Raw genomic sequence first — 21262 nt, 5'->3', positions numbered from 1 at the left:
GGTATTCCGTACAGCAGGATTGGAGTGCTCTGCCGCACCAACAACCGAGCTGGGTATATCTCGCAAGCCATGGAGCAGCAGGGCGTCCCTCATCTGACGGTAGAAACATATGAGTTTTTCCGCCGGCAGGAAGTAAAAGATGCACTGGCCTATTTGAAGCTGCTTTTAAATCCGGATGACCGCCTCAGTTTGATAAGGATGCTGCGAAGACCCACTCGGGGAATCGGGGAGCAGTCAATTAAGAAAATAGAGTCTCATGCTGACAGCGGCTTGAGATTAACCGATATGGTGTCCTTGGATACGATCATGACGGGAGATCCCTTTGGGGTGCTCCTGCTGGCAGTTAAAAGCGGGACGATTGTGATCTTTGACTGCGAAACTACCGGACTTGATCCGGCTCAGGATGAGATTATTGAGTTGGCAGCGGTAAAACTGCACAAAGGCCAGATTGTCGACAGATTCCATAAATACCTGAAGCCTGGGAAACCGGTCGGCCAGAGCGTGTATGTCCACGGCCTAACCGATCAGTTTTTAGCCAAGCGCGGTGAGGATGCCCAGACTGTGCTTCGGGAGTTTGTGGATTTTGTCGAGAATGGGGTGCTGGTAGGCCATAATATCGGTTTTGATATCCGGATGGTGGAAAGCGCCGGCAAGCGGTATGGGGTAAATTTTACGGCTGAGTTCTGGTATGATACCCTCACCCTTGCCAAAAGATATATCGATACCGACAGCTACAAGCTGGGAGATTTAGCGGCCAAGCTTGGGTTTTCCCATCGGCCAACCCATAGGGCCGACGACGATATTGCTGCTACAGCGGAGCTGCTTTGGTATCTGCTTCCTAAGCTTAGAGAAGGACGCAGCAAGCGGCAGCAGGTGGTCAAAGTGTTTAAACAGTTATTTATACCGCTAGCGGAGCAGGTAAACAGCTGGAGAAATAAGATGCGGAGCTTGCAGCCCAGTCAGCTGCTGTACCGAGTGCTTGAGGAAAGCGGTCTTTTGGCATATTATCAATCAGAACCGAAGCGGATGAAAAACTTAATGGAGCTGATCGATACAGCCCGGCAGTTTGACAGCTTCGAGCAGCATCCCACCGCTTCGCTGCAGGCCCTGATCAATTTTTCCGCTTTAGCCAGAAATATTGACCGGTTGGACAACAGCAGCAGCGTTACGGTTATTACGGTGCATCAGGCCAAAGGGCTGGAGTTTGATGTGGTGTTTATGGCGGGATTAAGTGAATATGAGTTTCCCAATTATGGTGCCACGAAGGAAGGACGAGAGCAGGAGGAGCTGCGGCTGTTTTATGTGGGAATTACCAGAGCCAAAACCCACCTGTTTTTAAGTTGGTATGAAGCGAAAAATGGTAGATATCGGAATCCCAGTCCGTATCTGAAGCTTCTGCCGCAGCAGCCACCTTCAAGAATTCACTACCGGAGGTAAACCAGCATTAAACGAGCAACTGGTGATAACATTCGCGTCTGGTGGCAGCATCATTTTAGCGGGTACGGATAGCGGAACACTGCCATTGACCCGCTATCAGCGGGTTATTGTGGGTGTGGGAGAAGACTAAAGGGGGAGGAGACAAATGAAAAAGATTGCCATTGTCAGTTTCCAGGGAGAAATGTCGTGTTTTACTCATGCGCTGCTTAATTTATGGAATTACCATGAGCGGGGCTATGAAACAGCGCTGATCATCGAAGGAGCATCGACCAAGTTGATTTCCGAGCTGGAGCAGTCCCCAAGAGCTGAGCTGTGGAAGAAAATCAAGGACGCTGGTTTAGTTAAATCAGTATGCAAAGCCTGCGCTGCGCAGATGGGTTCCCTGGAAGATGCCCAACAGCAGGGTCTTCCTATTGATGCGGCGCTCTCTGGACATTCAGATTTAGAAGTATTTACCAGAGAAGAATATGAGATTATCCTGTTCTAAGCTGTCCCAATGGGCAGCTTTTTTTTGCAGGATTTGTGGGATGGAGAAGTGAATAGATATCCGGTGCATTTAAATGTGCAAGTGTAAGTTCTAGGAGGTACAACATGAGCGGAGAAAGTGAATGCAGTAAAGTAACGATTTACATGATTGGGGATTCCACGATGGCGGACAAGTCCCCGGATCAGGAGTTTGAGCGGGGCTGGGGACAGATGCTGCCGCTGTTTGTCAAAGAGGAAGCTGTGGTTTCTAACCATGCCCGCAACGGCCGCAGTTCAAAAAGCTTTTTAGATGAAGGCTTGTGGGAACCGGTTTACAACAGCATGAAACCGGGAGACTGGCTGATTATCCAGTTCGGCCACAACGACCAAAAACCCGATGAGAAGCGGCATACCGAACCTTTCACCACGTACATGGATCACCTGCGCTTTTATGTGGAGCAGGCCCGCAGTAAAGGAGCTGTCCCGATTATCTGCACATCCATAGTCCGCGGCTGGTTTAAAGACGGTGCGCTTCAAGACAGCCACGGCGATTATATTCAAGCGGCAGTGCAAGCTGCCGAAGAGTTGGATGTTCCACTGCTTGATCTCGAAAAAAGAACCAGGGAACTCGTTTCTGAGCTGGGCGAAGCCAGACTCACTGTGTACTATGTTCCCTATGACACCACCCATCTCAGTCCATGGGGAGCAACCAGAACTGCCCAAATGGCCTGTGAGGAGATTAAGAAACTCAATCTGCCGCTGGCTGAGTATTTAGGTTAATCCTCCACCCTAAGGTAATTGTTAAATTATCTTAGGGTTTTTTTGAACTCAAAGAGGAAGGAATTCCCAAATAAAGCGAGAATTCTCGATATTACAACCGTTAATATTGATAAAGATTATGTTTATTAAATGTTCGAGCTAGCCCAAGGAGGCGATCTGGATGAAGCGAAGGATTGCGGTGAAGATTGGTGTCTCGGTAGGTGTCTTAATTTTAGTAATTTGCTTAGGACTTGGATTTCTTGCTTACCTCAGAGGGTCCTCAGCAGTGATCAATCTGGTAGAAGCCGTGCTGGTGATGCAGGCAGAAGAAGCTGCCCATTACGTTGAAAGCAGGCTGGAAACCCATATTTCGCTTTTGGAGGCGATCGCCGCCAGACCGGAAATTCAGAGTATGGACTGGAGCCAGCAGCAGCCGGTTCTCCAGTCAGAACTGAAGCGGTTGGGGGTGTATGAAGCGTTATCGGTTGTTTATCCCAACGGAGACGCGATGCATGATGACGGCACGATCGTTAATGTCGGTGATCGGGATTATGTGCAGCGGGCCTTTGCCGGCACCCCGACAGCATCAGATCTGATTGTTAATCGCGCAACGGGAACAATCGTACTCGGCTTAGTCGTGCCAATTACACGGAATAATCAAGTGGTGGGAGTGCTGATGGCTCGCGCCAACGCTTACGCCGTCAGTGAAATAACAGACCGGCTGGGATTTGGTGAATCGGGAGCTGCTTATGTGTTCAGCAGTGACGGAACCATTATTGCCGGACCGGTGCGGGAGCATGTGATTCAGCAGCGCAATATCTTCACCGATACCGCAGAATTAGCCGGACTTGGTAAAGCGGTATCAGAGGTCGGTTTGGGCAATGTAGGCATCGGCCGGTATGATTATGGGAATGACGTTGTGATCAATGGATTTGCACCCATGGCCAAGACCGACTGGGTAATCGGGATTGGAGCCCTGGAGTCAGAAGTGCTCCAGGATGTGCGGAGCCTAATGTTTTACCAGATCAGTGTTTCAGCCTTGTTTATAGCGATCGGCATCGGCTTTGCAGTTTTAATTGCCCTGAGAATTGCCAGACCTTTAGTTGAACAAAAAACTGTGGTGGAAGGCATCGCTCAAGGGGACTTTACCCATACTGTACCGGTGAAATCTGAGGACGAGGTGGGAGCCTTAGCCCGGGCCATCAATCTAACTGTTGAGAGCATGCGCAATGCTCTGGGGTTGACATCGGAAACTACCGATAAGGTGAAAGAGACCAGTGAAGAGCTGGCAGCTGCTTCCGAGGAAGTGAGCGCATCGATAGAGCAGGTAGCGAGTGTAACGAATCAATTCTCCAGCACTTTGGATGATATGAACAATAACGCGCAGGTGATGAATAATAAAGTGCAGGAAATTTCTAAGCAGGTCACCGAGGGAACCGGTGCGATTGAGAATATTACCGTGCAGATGAATTCGCTCCGGGATAATATTCAGCGGATGGCGCTGGAAGTCGGTGAATTGGGCACCTTGTCGAAGCAGATTGGCAATATTGCTCGCATGATTGAGGATATCGCCGAGCAGACTAACCTGCTTGCCCTCAATGCAGCCATTGAAGCAGCGAGGGCGGGAGAGCACGGCCGCGGTTTTGCTGTAGTAGCGGATGAGGTGCGGAAGCTGGCTGAGCAGTCAAGTGAAGCTACCACAGAAATCGGATCCTTGATTACCCAAATTCAATCCCGAATATCCGCTGCTGTTGCCGACATGAGCACAGGTTCCGACCAGGCGGAACTGGCTATTATGCAGGTCCATGAATCTAGTGATCTGCTCAACGGTATTTTGCGGGTGGTTGAAGAAATCATGGATCAAATTAGCGATTTCTCTGGAGCTCTCAAGCAGCTGAATGTTGGCGGACATGAAGTCGCCAGCGCGACGGAGCAGCAGGCGGCAGCCATTCAGCAGGTGGCGGACTCGGCTCAGGACTTAACCAATATGAGTACGCGCCTGCGGGAATTGGTAGATCGCTTTAAGCTGAAGTAAAAAAATGAGCAGAAAGAATAAACCCGAGGCGGCACTTTTTGGTGCTGCTTCGGGTATTTTTTTATAATACCAATTGACAATACTATAGAAACCTGTTATAGTAAGTTTTGATCTGTAAATATAGAGAAAAGTATAATTCTAGAGTTTTAAAAAATCATTAAGATACATGTTCCCGTAATCGGGTGTTTTTCTTTACAACAAATCAAGCAATCTGCAGTCTTTATTCTCTAATCTGGTTGAGCACATGGGACCCCCCTATTATCCTCGCCCTTGGAAAAGACTGTAATGCTTGATTTGTTTTTTTATAATTAACAGGTGATTAGGAGTTGCTGGGAGAATATTGCAGTTATATAATACCCTACTATAATACGTGGGATTAACTCGTTATTTGGGAGGCAGCATATTTTGACTGTTCGGATTAAGATTACTGTAGAAAACCAGTCGCGGTATCCACGCAGTAAGGAACCGGTCAATGTGGGAATTCCTCTTTCCCGGGATTTGAAGATCAAAGCAGCGGCCGGCTTCTCTTTAGCTGATGCGGATGGGAGAAATGTTCCGTGCCAGGCTGTGCCTTTGGCTTGGTGGCCCGGAACTGAAGATGTGAGTTGGGTTTTGGTGCACTTTCAGGCAGATGTGCCTTCTTTCAGCAGTAAGGACTATTATATTAAGATTAATACCCAACCCCAGCCAGCTGCAGCGCAGCAAGATAATTTGATCTCGCATGAGCAAAACACATTGAGAGTGAACACAGGAGCAGTTCGTTTTGCAGCTGGCGATATCACTGTTGGCAGCCTCTTTGCCGAGATCTTGAAAGGGGCAGATGCCGACTGCGTTGGTCCCAGACTTAAAACCAAGCTGGGAACTGTCCTTAAACCCGGCAGACCGACCAAGTTTATAGTTGACGAGAATGGCTCGGAGAAAGCAGTTGTTAAGCTGGAGGGTCCATATCTTGATGCGGAATTAACTGAGTCCGGGTTTACATATGTTATCCGAGTTGAATTCTACCGCAACCGCCCTTATTGTAGAGTATTCAATACTATAATTGCTGATCAAACTGGTGAATTGGCTGATGCTTCGTTTGTAATTCCTAAAGCAGGAATAGGCAGAGTATACTCGGAATCAGGAGAGCTGCTCCTCGAGGAAGAGAGCGGTGCTGGCCTGCTTCAGGATCAGCATGATCAGATCAGGCTTGTTACCGGTTCAGAAGGTGAAAATAGGAACTGTCGCTTCCAAGGCTGGATTGGCGATGACAAGAGTGCTGCAGCGGTGCGGTTTTTCTGGCAGATGTTCCCCAAAAGTATAGAGATCGAAGATGTTGTGATCAAGCTGGGACTGCTGCCGGAGCAGTCCCAATGGAAGGATTCTTTCCGGTTAACCGATGATATTGTCACCAGCTACAGTTTTGCGGAAGGGGAAGCCAGAACCCATGAGCTGTTATTGGTATTTGACGCAGCAGCTAAAGCTTATCAGGAACTGGCCTCCATCTTTGCGGGACTGCATACACCTTTAACTGCCGCTGCTTCATATGAATGGTATGTTTCCAGCGGTTTCTTTGGCGATTTAACAGTCCACAGCGATGATCACTGTCCGGAATTTGAAAGCCTGGTCAACCAATCCTTGGAAATGATCCTGAATCGGCGGGAAGAACTGGGGCTGTACGGGGACCGCAATTTCGGCGATGATTTGATGAATAAGTCTTTTATTTGGAATAACTGCGAGTATGACTACCCCCACGCGGGAATTCTCCAGTTTGTTCGCGGCGCAGGAACGAGATGGTATACTGAATTTGCCCTTCCTGCAGCCAGGCATTTATATAATATTGACTTTGTCAACGCTGGAGCATACGCAGGATACATCTACCCTCACTCACACCGGCACAACACCGCTGCTCCCAAGCTGGGCTCCCATTCCTGGCTTCAGGGCATGCTGGAATATTTCCTGATTTCCGGTGATTACCGGGCAAGGGATCTGGCTCAACTTGTGGGAGAGCGCTGGTGCTCCCTAGTTTTAGAACAGGATGAGATCGGCGGCACAGAGCGGGCAGTTACTTGGCCTTTAATCGCTATGCTTGCCCTTTATCAGGTCTTTGGCGATGAGAAGTATTTAGATGCTGCTGTTAAAATTCGCAACCGGGTAGTGGAGTTGTTTGACTTTGAGTTAGGCCACTTTGAAGGCTGCATGAAAAGGGAGAATTACCCGCCTTCCTACTGGCAGGTGTTTTTAATCGGATCACCGGTGTTAGAGTCATTGGTGATGTACTATCAGCTGACCGGCGATGAGTTGATTAAAGCTATTATTATCGCGATTGCTGAGCGGCTCGCCCAGATTAACTGGATTGAAGCAATCGGGGAGTGGGAATATACTCGAACGAACGGTATGCGGAACTACCACACGCCGAAGAATAACCGCATGGTATCTCCCGGTGTGGGGTATGCCTACCTCTATTCTGGAAACCAGGATCTGTGGGATAAAGCTGTAACTGCATTTAAGAACAGCTGTAAAGATCTTGATGACCAGGGTAAGGAGATGACCCAATCACTGCGCTTTGGCGTGCGGATGCCAGCGCTGATGGGTATGGTTGAAAAAAGCAGAGAAGGGAAGTTATCATAAATGGATGCAGTGATTATAGGCGCGGACAAGTTTATTGCCGCTATGCCTGATGAATATACGCTGACAGATGCGCGGATGCTGAGACTGCCGTGGATTTACAACAACACAGGACTGCGCATGGGCTCCACCAAGAGTGCTGAGGCAGTAATAGAAGTTCCCAGCGCAGGGCCGTACACTTTATTTGTGCACAGCCACGGCAGTGAGGAGAGTGCATTTAAGGTAATGATCAATGAAACAGAAGACAGTGCTGTTTTTGGCAATCGGGAAAACAGCTGGCAGAAGGGCAGTACCTTTAAACTTGATGCGGGAAAGGTGAAGATTTCTTTGCAGCCCATCGCTGAAGGAGCCAGTGTAGATCTGCTAGTCCTATCCTCGGATCCCAATTTTGATCCAGAGACTCTGCCGCAGGAGTTTCTCCCTGGTGATCTGGAACTGCTTCATGAGTACCAGATCTGCATGGGGAGCACCGTGAAATTCGGGGATTTAAGAGGCGATGGCAGGATTGGTTTTGCTGCTTTTGAACGGGATTACTCAGTTCATGTTTACGATCATGATGGCACCGAGCTGTGGATGTACCAGGCACCGCCGCTGGAGGAATGCTGTGAACGGCGGGCCAGCTTTGAGCCGCCGGGGGTAATCTGGGACATCGATGGAGATGGTTTTGGTGAGCTGATTCACTGGCGCCATTTTGACGGCCAGGCTTGGCTGGTGATTGCTGATGGGTTGACGGGGGAAATCAAGAAGAAGACGGAGTTTCCATCGGTTCACCCCGATGACTTTAATAACTACCGGATCGCGATTGCTCGACTTGAACCTGGCTATCCCAGACATTTCATCGTGTTCGCTGATTCGGGTGGGACAATATCAATTAACGCTTACTCACCAGACTTAGAACTGCTGTGGAGTCATGTGGAAATTCGCAAAAAAGACAATTTGGGACACTACATTTATCCCCGGGATATTACCGGCGATGGGTTGGATGATATTCTCGTGGGTGCTCTGGCTTTGGATTCACAGGGACAGGTGATTTGGGATCAGCTGATGCCGAAGAACGGAGATCACATTGACAGCATGCGCTTTAGTGACATTGACGGTGACGGCAGACAGGAAATAGTGGCAGCTTACAGCGGTTTAGGTGTCCAGATTCTCCGCCTGGATTCAGGGGAACTGATCTGGCAGCGTCCTGCTCACCACACCCAGCAGATTGAAACCGGATACTTTCTCCAGGATTGTCCGGGTCCGCAGGTAGCTGCGGGTGCTAGGATTTATAACCGGCTGCCCGGTGTGTATTTATCAGCCCAGATTTACTGGTATGACAGGAATGGTGATCTGATCAAATTATGGCCGCAAGTCCCTCTTAACGGCAACCCAGACTTTGTAAAGGGAGACTGGCTTGGAGATGGAACTGAGCAGCTGTTTTGGTATAAGTTTAAGATCAATGATTCAGGTGAAGGCGAATTCTACTTCCCCGATCAGGTATACCACATGTTTGACTTTAATGGGGATGGGGCGGAAGAAGTAATTACCCTGCATGCTGGCAGACTGCGGGTCTACGGCAGCAAGCACGCGGTGCGCAATCCCAAAGCAGCGAAACGAGATGGGGATTATCTGTATCGGACAGTGGTAAACCATACCCACTATTAAACACAGAAGCAGCGTGAAAGCGCTGCTTTTGTGTTATGTCTCATTCTACTACTTGGATTATCACATCAATTGCTTCTGTTGTTGAAATTGTCTATCCCTGATAGTGCTCTAAAGAAAAAATTCTTATTGGCAGGAAATGTAACGATATTGGCGAAAAATATAACGGAAAATCATATTAATGTAACAGAATAGGCGGATATTGTACCGGACGTTCAACAGTTGAACTAGTAAATAACAGGAGATGATTAGGGGTGGTGCTATGTACACCGAAATAGTGAAAATAATTGAAGGGGGAATGATAGGCGACAAAGAGAAGGTTTATAACTACGCCCGAGTTCTTGCCGAGAATTTAGAAAAGACGGGTGACATACGTTTATCAAGACGAATTCGATCGTTGTTGAGCAGTAGAAAACCAGGAATGCTAGCACTAGATGCGTTTGCGTCAAAACCAGTAGATATTGAGAGCCGTATGGAAATGGTAGATATCTTTTATCCTGACCCATTGTTTGAGAAACCGCTGTTAGCTCCTTATGTTGAAGATGAGATCGACAGTTTTGTTCAGATTTTTCATAAGAGAGATGAGATCTTACAAGCAGGTATTGATTCAGTTTATTCACTCTTACTCTATGGTCCGCCCGGGTGCGGCAAGACGACTACTGCCCAATACATTTCTGTCTTGACAGAGCTTCCACTATTGACAGTTAGACTGGATGGTTTGATCTCCTCTTTGCTAGGCAGCACCGCAAAGAATATAAGAAAGGTATTTGATTTTGCTTCTAAACAATCTTGTATTTTGTTCCTTGACGAGTTTGATGTTATTGCTAAGCTGAGGGATGATAAGCACGAACTTGGAGAATTAAAACGTGTAGTAAACAGCCTTCTACAAAACATAGATAGCTTCAGCCATAATAATATCTTGATTGCTGCCACAAACCATCACGAACTGCTTGATCATGCGGTATGGCGTAGATTTTCGAAGATTATCTGTTTAGACAGGCCTGATGAAGACAGAATAAAAAAATTAGCAATTAAGTTTCTAGATTCTGCCCGAAGCGGTGTTGTCACCAACAAACGGAAATTAGATGAATTCGCCGCAGCTTGTGTCGGTATGAGCCATGCGGATATAAAAACGGTAATAAATAATGCTGTCACGAAAGCAATTATCGAAGGTCGGGACTTAGTAGAAAGTTGGGAGCTGCTGCGGGAGGTTTATTTATATAGAAACCACAGGGTCATCAGTGATGACGATTTTATTGAGTTTTTACTAGAGCATGGCGTTGTTCAGCGGGAAATTCACGAAGGTCTTGGCTATTCTTTAAGAAAGATTAGAGAGATTTCTAAAAAATTGTCTTGATCTTGGGGTGATAGACAATGGCAAAAGCTGATAAACTGCCAATTATGTTTTTTGCCAAACGAGAAGCTGATAACCGATTTAATGAACCTGGAGGTTCAAATCACTGTCCTACGTGGCTGTTGAGCGGTGAGGAATTAAAGGCTCGCGCAGATGCTCTTATTCATGTGATAGAAGACTTCAAGGAGCAAGTAACGCGGAAAGAGCAACAGAAATCCTTAGTCCCGTTCGTTTTCAAAGCAAAAATACATGAAGAAGCTCTAGCCAAAAGTCATAGACGTAAAATAAGCAGCTTGTTTAGAACTAGTAGAAAAAACAACCTGTTAGGTCTTGTGGAATCTGATGAGATTATGGTAAAAGTGGAAACCCAAAAAGATTCGGATGAAATCATAAAGAAGCTGAAAAACATCAATGGGAATGCTCATGCTATCTCCGCTATCGTGTGGCTTGAAGCTTTTGAACCACTAATATTGGAAAGTGCTCATGTAGATAACTATAAGGTTCGCTTAATAGACTTTCAAGATTACGAGCTGAACACTGCTATCCGGAACAATTTTAAACTTGCGATTGAATCCCTTGGGTTTGAAGTAGAATACACCGAATATTCACCTGAGCTTATTATCTTCAACATTAAATCTATTACTCTAGACGATTTGAAGCAGATTAAGAGTATCGAAGCTTTTGAATCAATCTTTTCTATCGAACCGATGCCAAAGTTTAGAATCGAGCTGGATGCAGTGGCGAAACCAGACACAATTGATATTCTCCAACCAGACAGTAATATAGACTATCCAGTTGTGGGAATCTTGGATAACGGAGTTGCAGATATACCCCATCTTAGACCTTGGATAGTACACAGATGGTCACCTTATCCTGAACAGCTGCAGGCAAAAAACCATGGTACTTTTGTTTCAGGGATTGCTGTCTATGGTGATGTGCTTGAACAAAGAGATTGGGTTGGTACGAATGGATTGAGGATTTTAGACGCTTGTGTTTTCCCTGATACCAGTAAAGAGGCCATTACGGAAGATGAGTTAGTTGCTAACATTAAAGAAGTTATACATCAGTACAGTGATCAGGTAAAAATATGGAATCTATCATTGAGCGTGACTGAACCTATCGACGATAATAGTTTTTCAGACTTTGCGGTTGCATTTGATGCACTGCAGGATGAATTTAATGTTTTAATCTGTAAATCTACCGGTAACTGCTCGAATTTTAAGTATGGGTATCCAAAGGGTAGGATTTATCAGGGGGCTGATTCGGTAAGAGCGATTGTTGTAGGATCTATAGCTCACGATAAATCTGAATGGGATAAAGCAGAAATAGATAATCCATCACCCTTTACTAGAATTGGACGAGGTCCTTCGTATATCATCAAACCAGAAGTAGTGCATTATGGCGGAAACGCAGGGGTTAATCAACAAAATGAAATAGTTACAACAGGTGTCAAGTCGTTCAGCGTGGATGGTACAATAAGCCAATCAGTCGGGACCAGCTTTTCGACACCGCGTATAGCGGGATTAGCAGCAGGTCTTTATCAAGAGATAGATGATGAATTCGATCCACTCTTAATCAAGGGTCTGATAATACATTCTGCTTCATACTCAGATAAACTGATCCTGCCCGTTGCAGAGAGAGTTAATCAAGTTGGCTTTGGAAGGCCAAAGAATGTTAAGGATATCCTTTATAATTCTCCTCATGAGGTTACGCTTGTTATGAGGGATGAGCTGTTTATGGGAGAATATATTGACATACTGGATTTTCCTATGCCGGACTGCCTTGTTGATGATGAACACTATTTTGGACAGATTATCGTCACATTAGTGTACAATCCAATTCTAGAGCCTAATCAAAGAGCGGAATACTGCCAGTCAAATCTAGAGGTCAAAATGGGAACTTATGATAAAAAAATACCCAGAGATACATCCAAATGGAACGTTCTAAATCCAGTGGGTAGGGGAAATTCAAAGAATGTTCTGCTAAAAAGCTTGTACAGCAAAAGAAAAATGAGAGATAACAAAACAGAATTCGCATTAAAGGAGCGTATGTTAATTCAATATGGTGATAAGTATTATCCGGTTAAAAAATACGCAGTAGATCTCTCGGAATTTACAGAAGCAAACAGACAAAACTATCTAGACAGGGAGAGAAATTGGTTTTTGCAGCTTCAGGGTTTGTATAGGGATCATATTGAAACTAAGTCAAGTTTGCAGGAGCTTGAATTGAGCCAAGAATTTTGCCTGATTGTCACGATTAAAGATCCGACAAACACAAGACCAGTCTATAATCAGACAACTCAATTGTTAGATGAATACAATTTCTGGCACAGCAATATCAAGCTGCGTAGTGATATCAGAATTGATGTTTAGTCCGTTTGGGGTGATTGCTGCCGGTAGTGTTGATACCGGCAGTTTTTGTATGGAGTCCCCGCATTGAAACATGTAAGGCTACCTGATATGATAATACTAATAGATAGTGAACGGACATTGATCGTGAAGGATTGAATTAAAGCATGAAAAAACTCGTTATAGGCATCTTAGCCCATGTAGACGCGGGTAAAACCACATTATCAGAGGCGCTGCTCTATTTAAGCGGTAAAACGCGGAAGTTAGGCCGGGTAGACAAGCAGGATGCTTATCTGGATACTCATGAGCTGGAGCGGCAGCGGGGCATCACCATTTTTTCTAAACAGGCAATTTTTCAAGTGGATGATGTTCAGATTACCCTGTTAGACACTCCAGGCCATGTGGATTTCTCTGCTGAAATGGAGCGCACCCTCCAGGTTCTAGATTACGCAATTCTGGTCATCAGCGCTGCTGATGGTGTGCAGGGTCACACCCTGACACTGTGGCGGCTGCTGGAACGCTACCGCATTCCTACCTTTATTTTTATCAATAAAATGGATCAGGATGGTGCTGAGTGCGATCAGATCTTAGCAGATTTAAAGAGCAAACTTAGTGAAGGCTGCTGTGATTTTGGAGCATCTTCAAGCGATGAGTTCTATGAGCAGATAGCGATGTGCGATGAAGAGCTGCTGGAGATCTATCTTGAGAAGAATAGGTTAGAGCTGGCCGAGATTCAAAAGGCTGTTAAACGGCGCAGTGTTTTTCCCTGTCGTTTTGGCTCAGCGTTGAAGCTAGAAGGAGTCGAGGAGTTCTTACATGGGATTGTTAAGTATGCGGTGGTGCCGAGTTATCCTGAGGAGTTTGGTGCCCGCGTGTTTAAGATAACCCGGGATGAGCAGGGTGCTCGCTTGACCCATATGAAGATTACCGGTGGAAGTTTAAAGATTAGAGAGGCGGTAACTAATGGTGTGTGGGAGGAGAAGGTAAATCAGATCCGCCTTTATTCCGGGGAGAAGTATGAAGCGGTAAGCGAGGCAGCGGCAGGGACGGTCTGCGCAGTAATGGGGCTTACTCAGACCAAGCCGGGTGAAGGCTTGGGATCTGAACAAGGCGGCGATGCTCCGGTTTTGGAGCCGGTTCTTTCCTACCAGATTATTCTGCCGCCGGGAGTTGATCCTAAGGCGGTGATGCCAAAATTTAAGGAACTGGAAGAAGAAACTCCTGAGCTCAGTATCTTGTGGAATGAAGAACTTCAGGAAATCCAGGTCCGGATCATGGGTGAAGTGCAGATTGAGATTCTCCAGCGATTGATTCAAGACCGCTTTAATCTTAAAGTCGAATTTGATACCGGTAAAATTCTTTATAAAGAAACGATTGCTGATGTGGTGGAAGGTGTAGGCCACTTTGAGCCTTTGGGCCACTACGCCGAGGTGCATCTCCTTTTAGAGCCGGGATCCCCCGGCAGCGGCGTAGTGTTTGCCTCTAACTGCAGTGAAGATGAGCTCAGCCGCAGCTGGCAGAATCTAGTGCTCACGCATTTAAGAGAAAAGGTACATAAAGGTGTCTTAACCGGTTCTCCGGTTACCGATCTGAAAATCACCCTGGTGGCAGGCCGCGCCCATGTCAAGCACACTGAAGGCGGAGATTTTCGGGAAGCGACTCATCGGGCAGTGCGGCAGGGGCTGATGGAAGCGAAGTCAGTGCTGCTGGAGCCGTATTATGCTTTTCACTTGGAAATTCCGGAGCAGATGATCGGCAGAGCGATGACCGATATCGATCAGATGCACGGAACCTGCCGGATTTCCGATACCTATGGTGATCTGGCGGTGCTGACCGGTTATGCTCCGGTTGTGACAATGCGAAATTACCATCGGGAGGTAACGGCTTATACAAGAGGCAGGGGCAGGCTGTTCTGCAGTGTGGCCGGTTACCGGCCGTGTCACAACGCTGATGAGGTTATTGCCGCGATTGGATATGACGCTGAGCAGGATTTAGAGAATCCGACCGGATCGATTTTTTACGCTAATGGAGCCGGATTTTATGTTCCCTGGGATCAGGTAAAGCAGTATATGCATCTCGAAAGCTGGCTGAAGCGGGGCGATGGCGGCACAACTGAACTGCCTAAGATTTATAAACCGGAATCGGTAGATTTTGACGAGCTTGATCACGATTACTACGAGCAGGCAGTATATGCTAATAAGCGCAGAGAGAAAATCTGGGTTCGGAAGCGCAAGCCGCTTGCCAAATCTGGATCAAAACCTGCGGTATTTAAGCGTGAGGTTAAAGAACACTATCTTTTAGTCGACGGATACAATATTATTCACGCCTGGCCGGAGGTAAAAGAACTCGCTGAGGATAATATGGATGGTGCCAGACTTAAGCTGATGGATGTCCTCTGCAGCTATCAGGCTGTGCGGCAGTGTGAGGTAATTGTGGTTTTTGACGCCTACAAGGTGCCGGGAGGCAGGGAGCGGATCGGCGATTATAATAATATTAAAGTAGTGTTTACCAAAGAAGCCCAAACAGCGGATGAGTATATTGAAAGGTTTGCCTATGAGCACCAGAAAAAATATCGGATTACAGTTGCCACATCCGATACTCTGGAGCAGCTTATTATTAGGGGAGCCGGTTCAACTGTATGGTCAGCTGAGGATCTGCTGCGGGAAGTTAATTATGCTGCGGAGCAGACGCGCAGGCTCGGGGAGCAGAGCATGGTTCGCAATTATCTTGGTGATTCGGTTACTCCGGAAACCCGCGAGCAGATGAACAACTTGAAAGAGGGTCAGACTCCTAAGTAGGGTCTGACCCTCTTTTAGTGGGCTGTTTCCTTTCTCAGCCGGATGATGCGGTTAAACCAGTATTCGAGATGGGGCTGATCCGGGGAGGACTGGAGGTAAACAAAGGTAAAGGGATGGCTGATTTGAAAATCCCGGATGGGAATTTCTTTGAGATACCCTCCTGCCAGCTCTTTTTTAACCGCTTCGCGATACATAAAGGTAATGCCCCGATTGTGGTGGCACAGTTCTTTGATTGCTTTCATATTGCCGATCACGATCTGGTTTCGGAAGTCATGGATGCTTAAGTTTTGGTTATACAGGGCCTGCTCCAGGATGTCTCGGGTGCCGCTTCCCGGTTCTCGGAGGATCAAATTTTGGTCCAAGATGTTTTCTAGAGAACTGGATTTTGCCGCAAGTTTACTCTCAGGAGAGCAGACTGCGATAAAATTCTCATTGGAAATCAATTTTGATTCGAACTGGCTGCGGTTAAAGTGCCCTTCTAATAGGGCAAAATCTATTTTGCCCTCCCACAGCATCTCCTGCAGTACCTGCGTGTTTTCCACATACATGGAGATTTCAATGTCCGGATCGCTTTTGATAATCTGATCGAGAATCGGCGGCAGCATGTATTCGCCGATGGTGAGGGTGGCGCCGAAGTTTACAGGTTTCTGCTTGTTTTTGATCCGGTGCAGCAGGGAGAAGATCCGCTTAGAATTGGCGCTTAAGGTGCGCACATACTCCTGCAGAGCTTTGCCTTCTTCTGTGAGGGCGAAGCTTTTTCCTTTTTGGGCGATCAGTTCGACCTGGTAGTATTCCTCTAAGAACTTGATGTGCTGAGAAACAGCCGGTTGGGTCATACTGAGCAGCTCGGCTGTTTTGGTGTAGCTGCCTGTTTCACAGAGGGCAAGAAATGTCTGAAATCGGTTGTCAAGCATAGCAAAGCTCCTTATAAGCTGAAATTATGATAATATAAAATAACATAATTTCATTTTATACCTGATTCGTGGTATATTCAAGTTAGTTTGTTATTAGGGAGGTAGATTATGCTTACAAAAGTAAAAACCACTGCACCAGGCATTATTGTCAGTATTTGCGCAGCAGTCATGGCAATGTATCTCAGCAGCTTAGTTCCGGGCGATGTGATTGGAGCTGCTGTGATGGCCCTTTTAGTGGGCATGGCATTAAATCCTCTGGTAAGCAAATATAAGCAGCTGGATAAGGGAATCGGCTTTACTGGGAAGTGGATTCTGCGGCTTGGGATTATCTTGATGGGAGTTAACTTAAACTTCCGGGATGTTGTTGATGTGGGTCGGTATTCCCTGTTTGTGATGCTCTTTACCATGGGAACCGCCTTTGGGATTGGAAATTTAGTGGGCAGACTGTTTAAGATGAACTGGAAAATCACTAACCTCTTGGCCGTGAGCACGGCTGTCTGCGGCGGATCTGCTGTAGCGGCGGTAGGACCGGTTATTAAGGCTGACGATGAAGACATTGCTTACGCTATTTCGGCAACATTTATCTTTGACGTGATTACAGTTGTAGCTATTCCGTGGGTAGGAATGGCGCTCGGCATGTCGAATTTGGGATATGGATTGTGGGTTGGCACAGCGGTTAATGATACTTCATCAGTTGTAGCTGCGGGCTATGCTTTTTCGGAAATAGCAGGAAATACCGCGGTAATCGTGAAGTTAACAAGGACACTGTTTATCATACCGTTTGTATTAATCTTTTCGTTTATTAACGAGAGGCTGGAAGCCAAGTCGAGAGCAGTTGACGGAAGACGAGTGCCGGTTAATCTTAAAAAGATATTCCCCCATTTTGTGGTGTTCTTCCTGATTGTAGTAGCTCTGCGCAGCTTCGGTATTATCCCTGATGCACTGGTGCCGGGACTTTCTAACAGCTCTAAGTTCTGCATGGTAATGGCGTTAGCTGCTATTGGTTTAAGAACAAGTTTCGGCGAGATTAAAGATCTTGGGTTTAAGCCCATGATTCTCGGCTTTATCGTCGATACGCTGGTGTTGTTTGTGTCGATGGGCATCCAGATAGTAACAGGGAGATTTTAGTTAAAACTATATCTCTGTAAGGAGGCCGGGTATGAGGTTTTATAATCCGATTATTCCTGATACGATTGCAGATCCGTCGGTAGTGGAGTTTGATGGAGTTTTCTATCTCTATGGCACTACAGATATTGGAACGGGGTTAGGAGCATCGGGAGTTCCGGTAGTGTGGAAGTCCACTGATTTCTGCAACTGGAGTTTTGAGGGCACAATTTTTCCCGATGTAGACTGGACAGTAGCAAAATACTGGGCGCCGGGCCGGGTGCTGCGGCGGATGGAAAATGGCAGATACAAGTATTACCTCTATTTTTCCGCAAGTGAGGTAGCCAGCCCTGATCCTAACGCACCAAAGCCGGATCCGGAGCAGACTTTCGTGGCAACTGCCGATTCTCCAGAAGGTCCCTTTGTTACTGCTAACGGTCCGAACATTTTCTCGGGACCGAATAAGGCAGTGCCTGTTTTGGATGATATTGATGGTGATCCTTTTGTGGATGATGATGGTACCGCTTATATCGGATGGCGCCGCCGCCATGTAGCTAAACTGAATCCGGATTGGCTGAGTATCGATCCAAGCACCCGCCATCAGATTACTACCAAGCATGGTGGCGCTTACTCGGAAGGGTCGTGGATTTTTAAGCGCAACGGTATTTATTATTACCTCTATACCTTATCTTCTAACGCAAATTACAAATACGCTTATGTGATGAGCAGAGAATCACCCTTAGGTCCCTTTGAGTGGCCTGAAGAAGATTTGATTGCCACCACTGACCATGAAAAAGGAATCTGGGGTCCTGGGCACGGTTGTCTGTTCCTGCCCCAAAACTCGGATAAAGCTATCTTTGTTTACTTAGAATATGGCGAGGGTGGAACTACCAGGCAGGTGCACGCTGATTGGCTGGAGTTTAATCCCGATGGTACGATTAAACCGGTGAAGTTAAGCTGGGAAGGTGTTGGACCGCTTCGCGAGGTAAAAGAGGCAGTTGATATCGCCCGCCAGGGAACTGCATCAGCTTCCAGCTGTCGTCCGGGGCGTACTGTCACCGGCGAAAGCGATGGCATTAAGCTCGCCCGGGAGGTTACCTACGCAGCCCAGAACGCAGTGGACGGCTGGAACCGCACCCGCTGGTGGGCAGCGGAAGACGACCCAAATCCTTGGTGGCAGATGGATTTGAAGGCGAATTATGAGATTGATCGCTGTGAGCTGGCCTTTAATTTCCCAACCTTCGGCCACGCTTATATCCTGGAAAAATCGGTGGACGGTGAAAACTGGCTTAAGGTTAAAGTTCAGGAAGAGCGGAAGCTCTGTTCACCCCATGTTGTAGAGAAAGTGGGGACAGCGAGATTCCTCAGAGTGCGGATTTTAGAGGGCACTCCCGGTCTCTGGAGCTTTAAGGCGTTTATCTAGAAAAAACAAAATGAATACTAACCGGCAGGATGCGTGCCAAGCGCTGACTGCCGGTTTTTGTATGGAATTAAATGTGCACGCCGAGACTAATATTTGACCTAGATCAATTCTTTTTCCTCGATTCAATGCTAAAATGAAGTCACAGCGAAAAACAATAAGGAAAAGGAGCGATAAATAATGAAATTCAAACAGACAGCAGCGCAGTATTTAGAGAGATTGGAGCAGTTTGTACCGATTGTAGCGCGGGTGCATGGACCGCATCACCCGGAGTTTTATGATGTGCAGAAAGTATTTAATGAAATCAGTGCCAAGATTACAGCCGCTGGTGGGGAAAAGCCAGAACTGGCTCCGGAGTTTACGCAGCTGCGGGAGATCACCACTAACTATCTAGTGCCCGATGATGTCTGCGAGACTTATGAGGCAGTATACAGCATGCTGGCAGAGCTTGATGCAGCGTATCACGAGTAGTTTGAAAGAAAAACAGCCTCATATAGAGAGGGTGAATTAGGTGCAGCGTTTGATCTTAAGAAATAAAAATAAAATTGCCCTTATCAGCGGTATCCTGATTGCAGCAGCTTTTATAAGCAGATGGACTGTTGATAACCTCACAGTATTTAGGTGGTCGCTGATCACTGCTTCCGTTCTCGGCACAATTCCCATTGCCATCCAAGCGTACCAGGCGTTACGGGTGAAAGTGGTCAGCATTGATGTGCTGGTTACGATCGCTGTTGTGGGTGCGTTCGTTATTCAGAACTTTGAAGAATCGGCGATTGTAACTTTCCTCTTCCTGTTTGGCGCGTATTTAGAGCAGCGGACCCTTAACAAGACCCGCTCAGCGATTCGAGAGCTGACGGAAATGGCACCGGAAACAGCGCTTAAACAGATGGAAAACGGCGAGTTTGAGGAAGTGGATGTTGATGAGGTAGATGTTGGCGATGTGCTCATGGTTAAAACCGGAGCTAAGGTGCCGGTTGACGGCACAGTTTTATCCGGTGAGGGCAGCGTAAACGAAGCGAGTATTACCGGTGAGTCGATTCCGGTCAGTAAAGAGCCGGGTTCTCAAGTTTACGCCGGCACCATCCTGGATAACGGCACGATTCAAATTGTGGCAGACCGGGTCGGTGAGGATACTACTTTTGGCAGAATTATTGAGCTGGTGGAAGAAGCCCAGGATTCGAAATCAGAGGCAGAGCGCTTTATTGACCGCTTTTCGAAATACTATACACCAGCAGTATTGGTGATTGGTTTTATGGTCTGGCTGTTCTCCCGCGATGTTGAGCTGGCAATAACCATCTTAGTGCTTGGCTGTCCGGGAGCGCTGGTAATCGGTGTGCCGGTATCGAATGTGGCTGGAATTGGCAACGGCGCCCGCCACGGCGTGCTGTTAAAGGGCAGCGAAGTAATCAGCGATTTCAGCAGGTTGGATACGATTGTCTTTGACAAGACTGGTACTCTGACATTAGGCATGCCGTCGGTCTCGGCTGTTGAGTATTACGGCGATAATACTGAGGAGGCCCTGAGCTATCTTGCCAGCGTGGAGCGGGAGTCCGATCATCCTCTGGCCAAGGCTGTTCTAGCCGCGATTGAGGAGCCGGAGTTCTATCCAGTTGAAAATACCGAGGTTGTGAAAGGCGAAGGAATCACTGCCGTTGTCAATGGGCAGCGCATCGCTGTTGGCAGCGCTGCCTTGATGACCAGAGAAAATGTGGAATTAAGTGCAAAAGCCCGCGCCGATATTGCCAGAATGGAAAGGGAAGGCAACTCCTTGGTGCTCACCGCAGTTGATGGAGAGCTGAGGATTCTCATGGGAGTTAAAGATCAGATTCGTCCGGGAGTGAAAGATGACCTGGAAAGACTGAAGCGATTGGGTGTGAAAAACCTAATCATGCTGTCCGGTGATAACCAGGGTACGGTTGATGTGGTAAGCCGGGAACTTGGATTAACGGAAGCTCATGGAAATATGCTGCCGGAAGATAAGTCCGCGTATATTAAGCGGCTGATTGAAGAAGAAAAGCAGATCGTGGCCTTCGTGGGTGACGGCGTCAATGACAGCCCTTCCCTGGCGTTAGCCCAGATCGGAATCGCCATGGGTGGAGGTACAGATGTGGCGATTGAAACATCAGATGTAGTTTTGATGAACTCCGATTTCAGCCGTCTGCCCCACGCTTTGGGCTTGACTAAGGCTACTGCCAGAAACATGAAGCAGAATATTATCATTGCCGTTGGAGTTGTCCTGTTTCTTCTGGCAAGCGTCCTGCTCAGCGAGTGGATGAATATGTCCATCGGAATGCTGGTGCACGAAGGAAGTATTCTGGCAGTGATCTTAAACGGAATGCGGCTTTTGCGGTATAAACTCCGTTAATGGTAAAAGGGC

General features: G+C 47.1%; 14 protein-coding genes. 13 read left to right on the top strand and 1 reads right to left on the bottom strand.

What is annotated here, in order from left to right; all coding sequences use genetic code 11:
• The 9 genes from GX019_10075 to GX019_10035 all read left to right on the top strand — a co-directional run.
• On the top strand, positions 1-1437 hold a 1437-nt coding region (locus tag GX019_10075; GenBank protein ID HHT37507.1), incomplete at its 5' end, for an ATP-binding domain-containing protein.
• A gap of 145 nt (positions 1438-1582) precedes the next feature.
• Positions 1583-1924, top strand: coding sequence for a cytoplasmic protein (locus GX019_10070; protein HHT37506.1), 342 nt, complete (start codon positions 1583-1585; stop codon positions 1922-1924).
• A 104-nt stretch (positions 1925-2028) separates the two neighbouring features.
• On the top strand, positions 2029-2682 hold the full coding sequence (locus GX019_10065) for a rhamnogalacturonan acetylesterase (protein ID HHT37505.1): 654 nt from the start codon (positions 2029-2031) through the stop codon (positions 2680-2682).
• Positions 2683-2842: 160 nt separating this feature from the next.
• A complete protein-coding gene (locus GX019_10060) occupies positions 2843-4696 on the top strand; it encodes a methyl-accepting chemotaxis protein (GenBank protein HHT37504.1) in 1854 nt (617 codons plus the stop codon).
• Between the two features lie 405 nt (positions 4697-5101).
• Positions 5102-7306, top strand: coding sequence for a hypothetical protein (locus tag GX019_10055; GenBank protein ID HHT37503.1), 2205 nt, complete (start codon positions 5102-5104; stop codon positions 7304-7306).
• Positions 7307-8950: a hypothetical protein gene (locus tag GX019_10050; protein ID HHT37502.1), complete on the top strand. Its 1644-nt coding sequence runs from the start codon at positions 7307-7309 to the stop codon at positions 8948-8950. It begins immediately after the preceding gene.
• 259 nt (positions 8951-9209) lie between these two features.
• Entirely contained in the window at positions 9210-10304 is a 1095-nt protein-coding gene (locus tag GX019_10045; GenBank protein ID HHT37501.1) for an AAA family ATPase, read from the top strand.
• Positions 10305-10321: 17 nt separating this feature from the next.
• Positions 10322-12673: a S8 family peptidase gene (locus tag GX019_10040; protein ID HHT37500.1), complete on the top strand. Its 2352-nt coding sequence runs from the start codon at positions 10322-10324 to the stop codon at positions 12671-12673.
• Positions 12674-12816: 143 nt separating this feature from the next.
• Positions 12817-15447: a GTP-binding protein gene (locus GX019_10035; GenBank protein HHT37499.1), complete on the top strand. Its 2631-nt coding sequence runs from the start codon at positions 12817-12819 to the stop codon at positions 15445-15447.
• 14 nt (positions 15448-15461) lie between these two features.
• Here GX019_10035 and GX019_10030 read toward each other — a convergent pair whose 3' ends face one another.
• Positions 15462-16361, bottom strand: coding sequence for a LysR family transcriptional regulator (locus GX019_10030; protein HHT37498.1), 900 nt, complete (start codon positions 16359-16361; stop codon positions 15462-15464).
• Positions 16362-16469: 108 nt separating this feature from the next.
• Between GX019_10030 and GX019_10025 the strand changes: the two genes are divergently transcribed.
• The 4 genes from GX019_10025 to GX019_10010 all read left to right on the top strand — a co-directional run bounded on the left by GX019_10025 (position 16470) and on the right by GX019_10010 (position 21250).
• On the top strand, positions 16470-17489 hold the full coding sequence (locus tag GX019_10025; protein ID HHT37497.1) for a YeiH family putative sulfate export transporter: 1020 nt from the start codon (positions 16470-16472) through the stop codon (positions 17487-17489).
• 31 nt (positions 17490-17520) lie between these two features.
• Positions 17521-18888 carry a family 43 glycosylhydrolase gene (locus tag GX019_10020; protein ID HHT37496.1) on the top strand — a complete coding sequence of 456 codons (1368 nt, stop codon included), beginning with the start codon at positions 17521-17523 and terminating at the stop codon, positions 18886-18888.
• Positions 18889-19065: 177 nt separating this feature from the next.
• On the top strand, positions 19066-19356 hold the full coding sequence (locus GX019_10015; GenBank protein ID HHT37495.1) for an iron-sulfur cluster repair di-iron protein, ric: 291 nt from the start codon (positions 19066-19068) through the stop codon (positions 19354-19356).
• Positions 19357-19396: 40 nt separating this feature from the next.
• Complete coding sequence (locus GX019_10010; GenBank protein ID HHT37494.1) at positions 19397-21250, top strand: heavy metal translocating P-type ATPase; 1854 nt, start codon at positions 19397-19399, stop codon at positions 21248-21250.
• Positions 21251-21262: the final 12 nt, after the last annotated feature.

The sequence above is a fragment of the Bacillota bacterium genome (genome assembly GCA_012837335.1).
GTDB lineage: Bacteria > Bacillota > Limnochordia > Darwinibacteriales > DTU012 > DTU012.
This window is presented reverse-complemented; position numbering and strand designations above follow the sequence as displayed.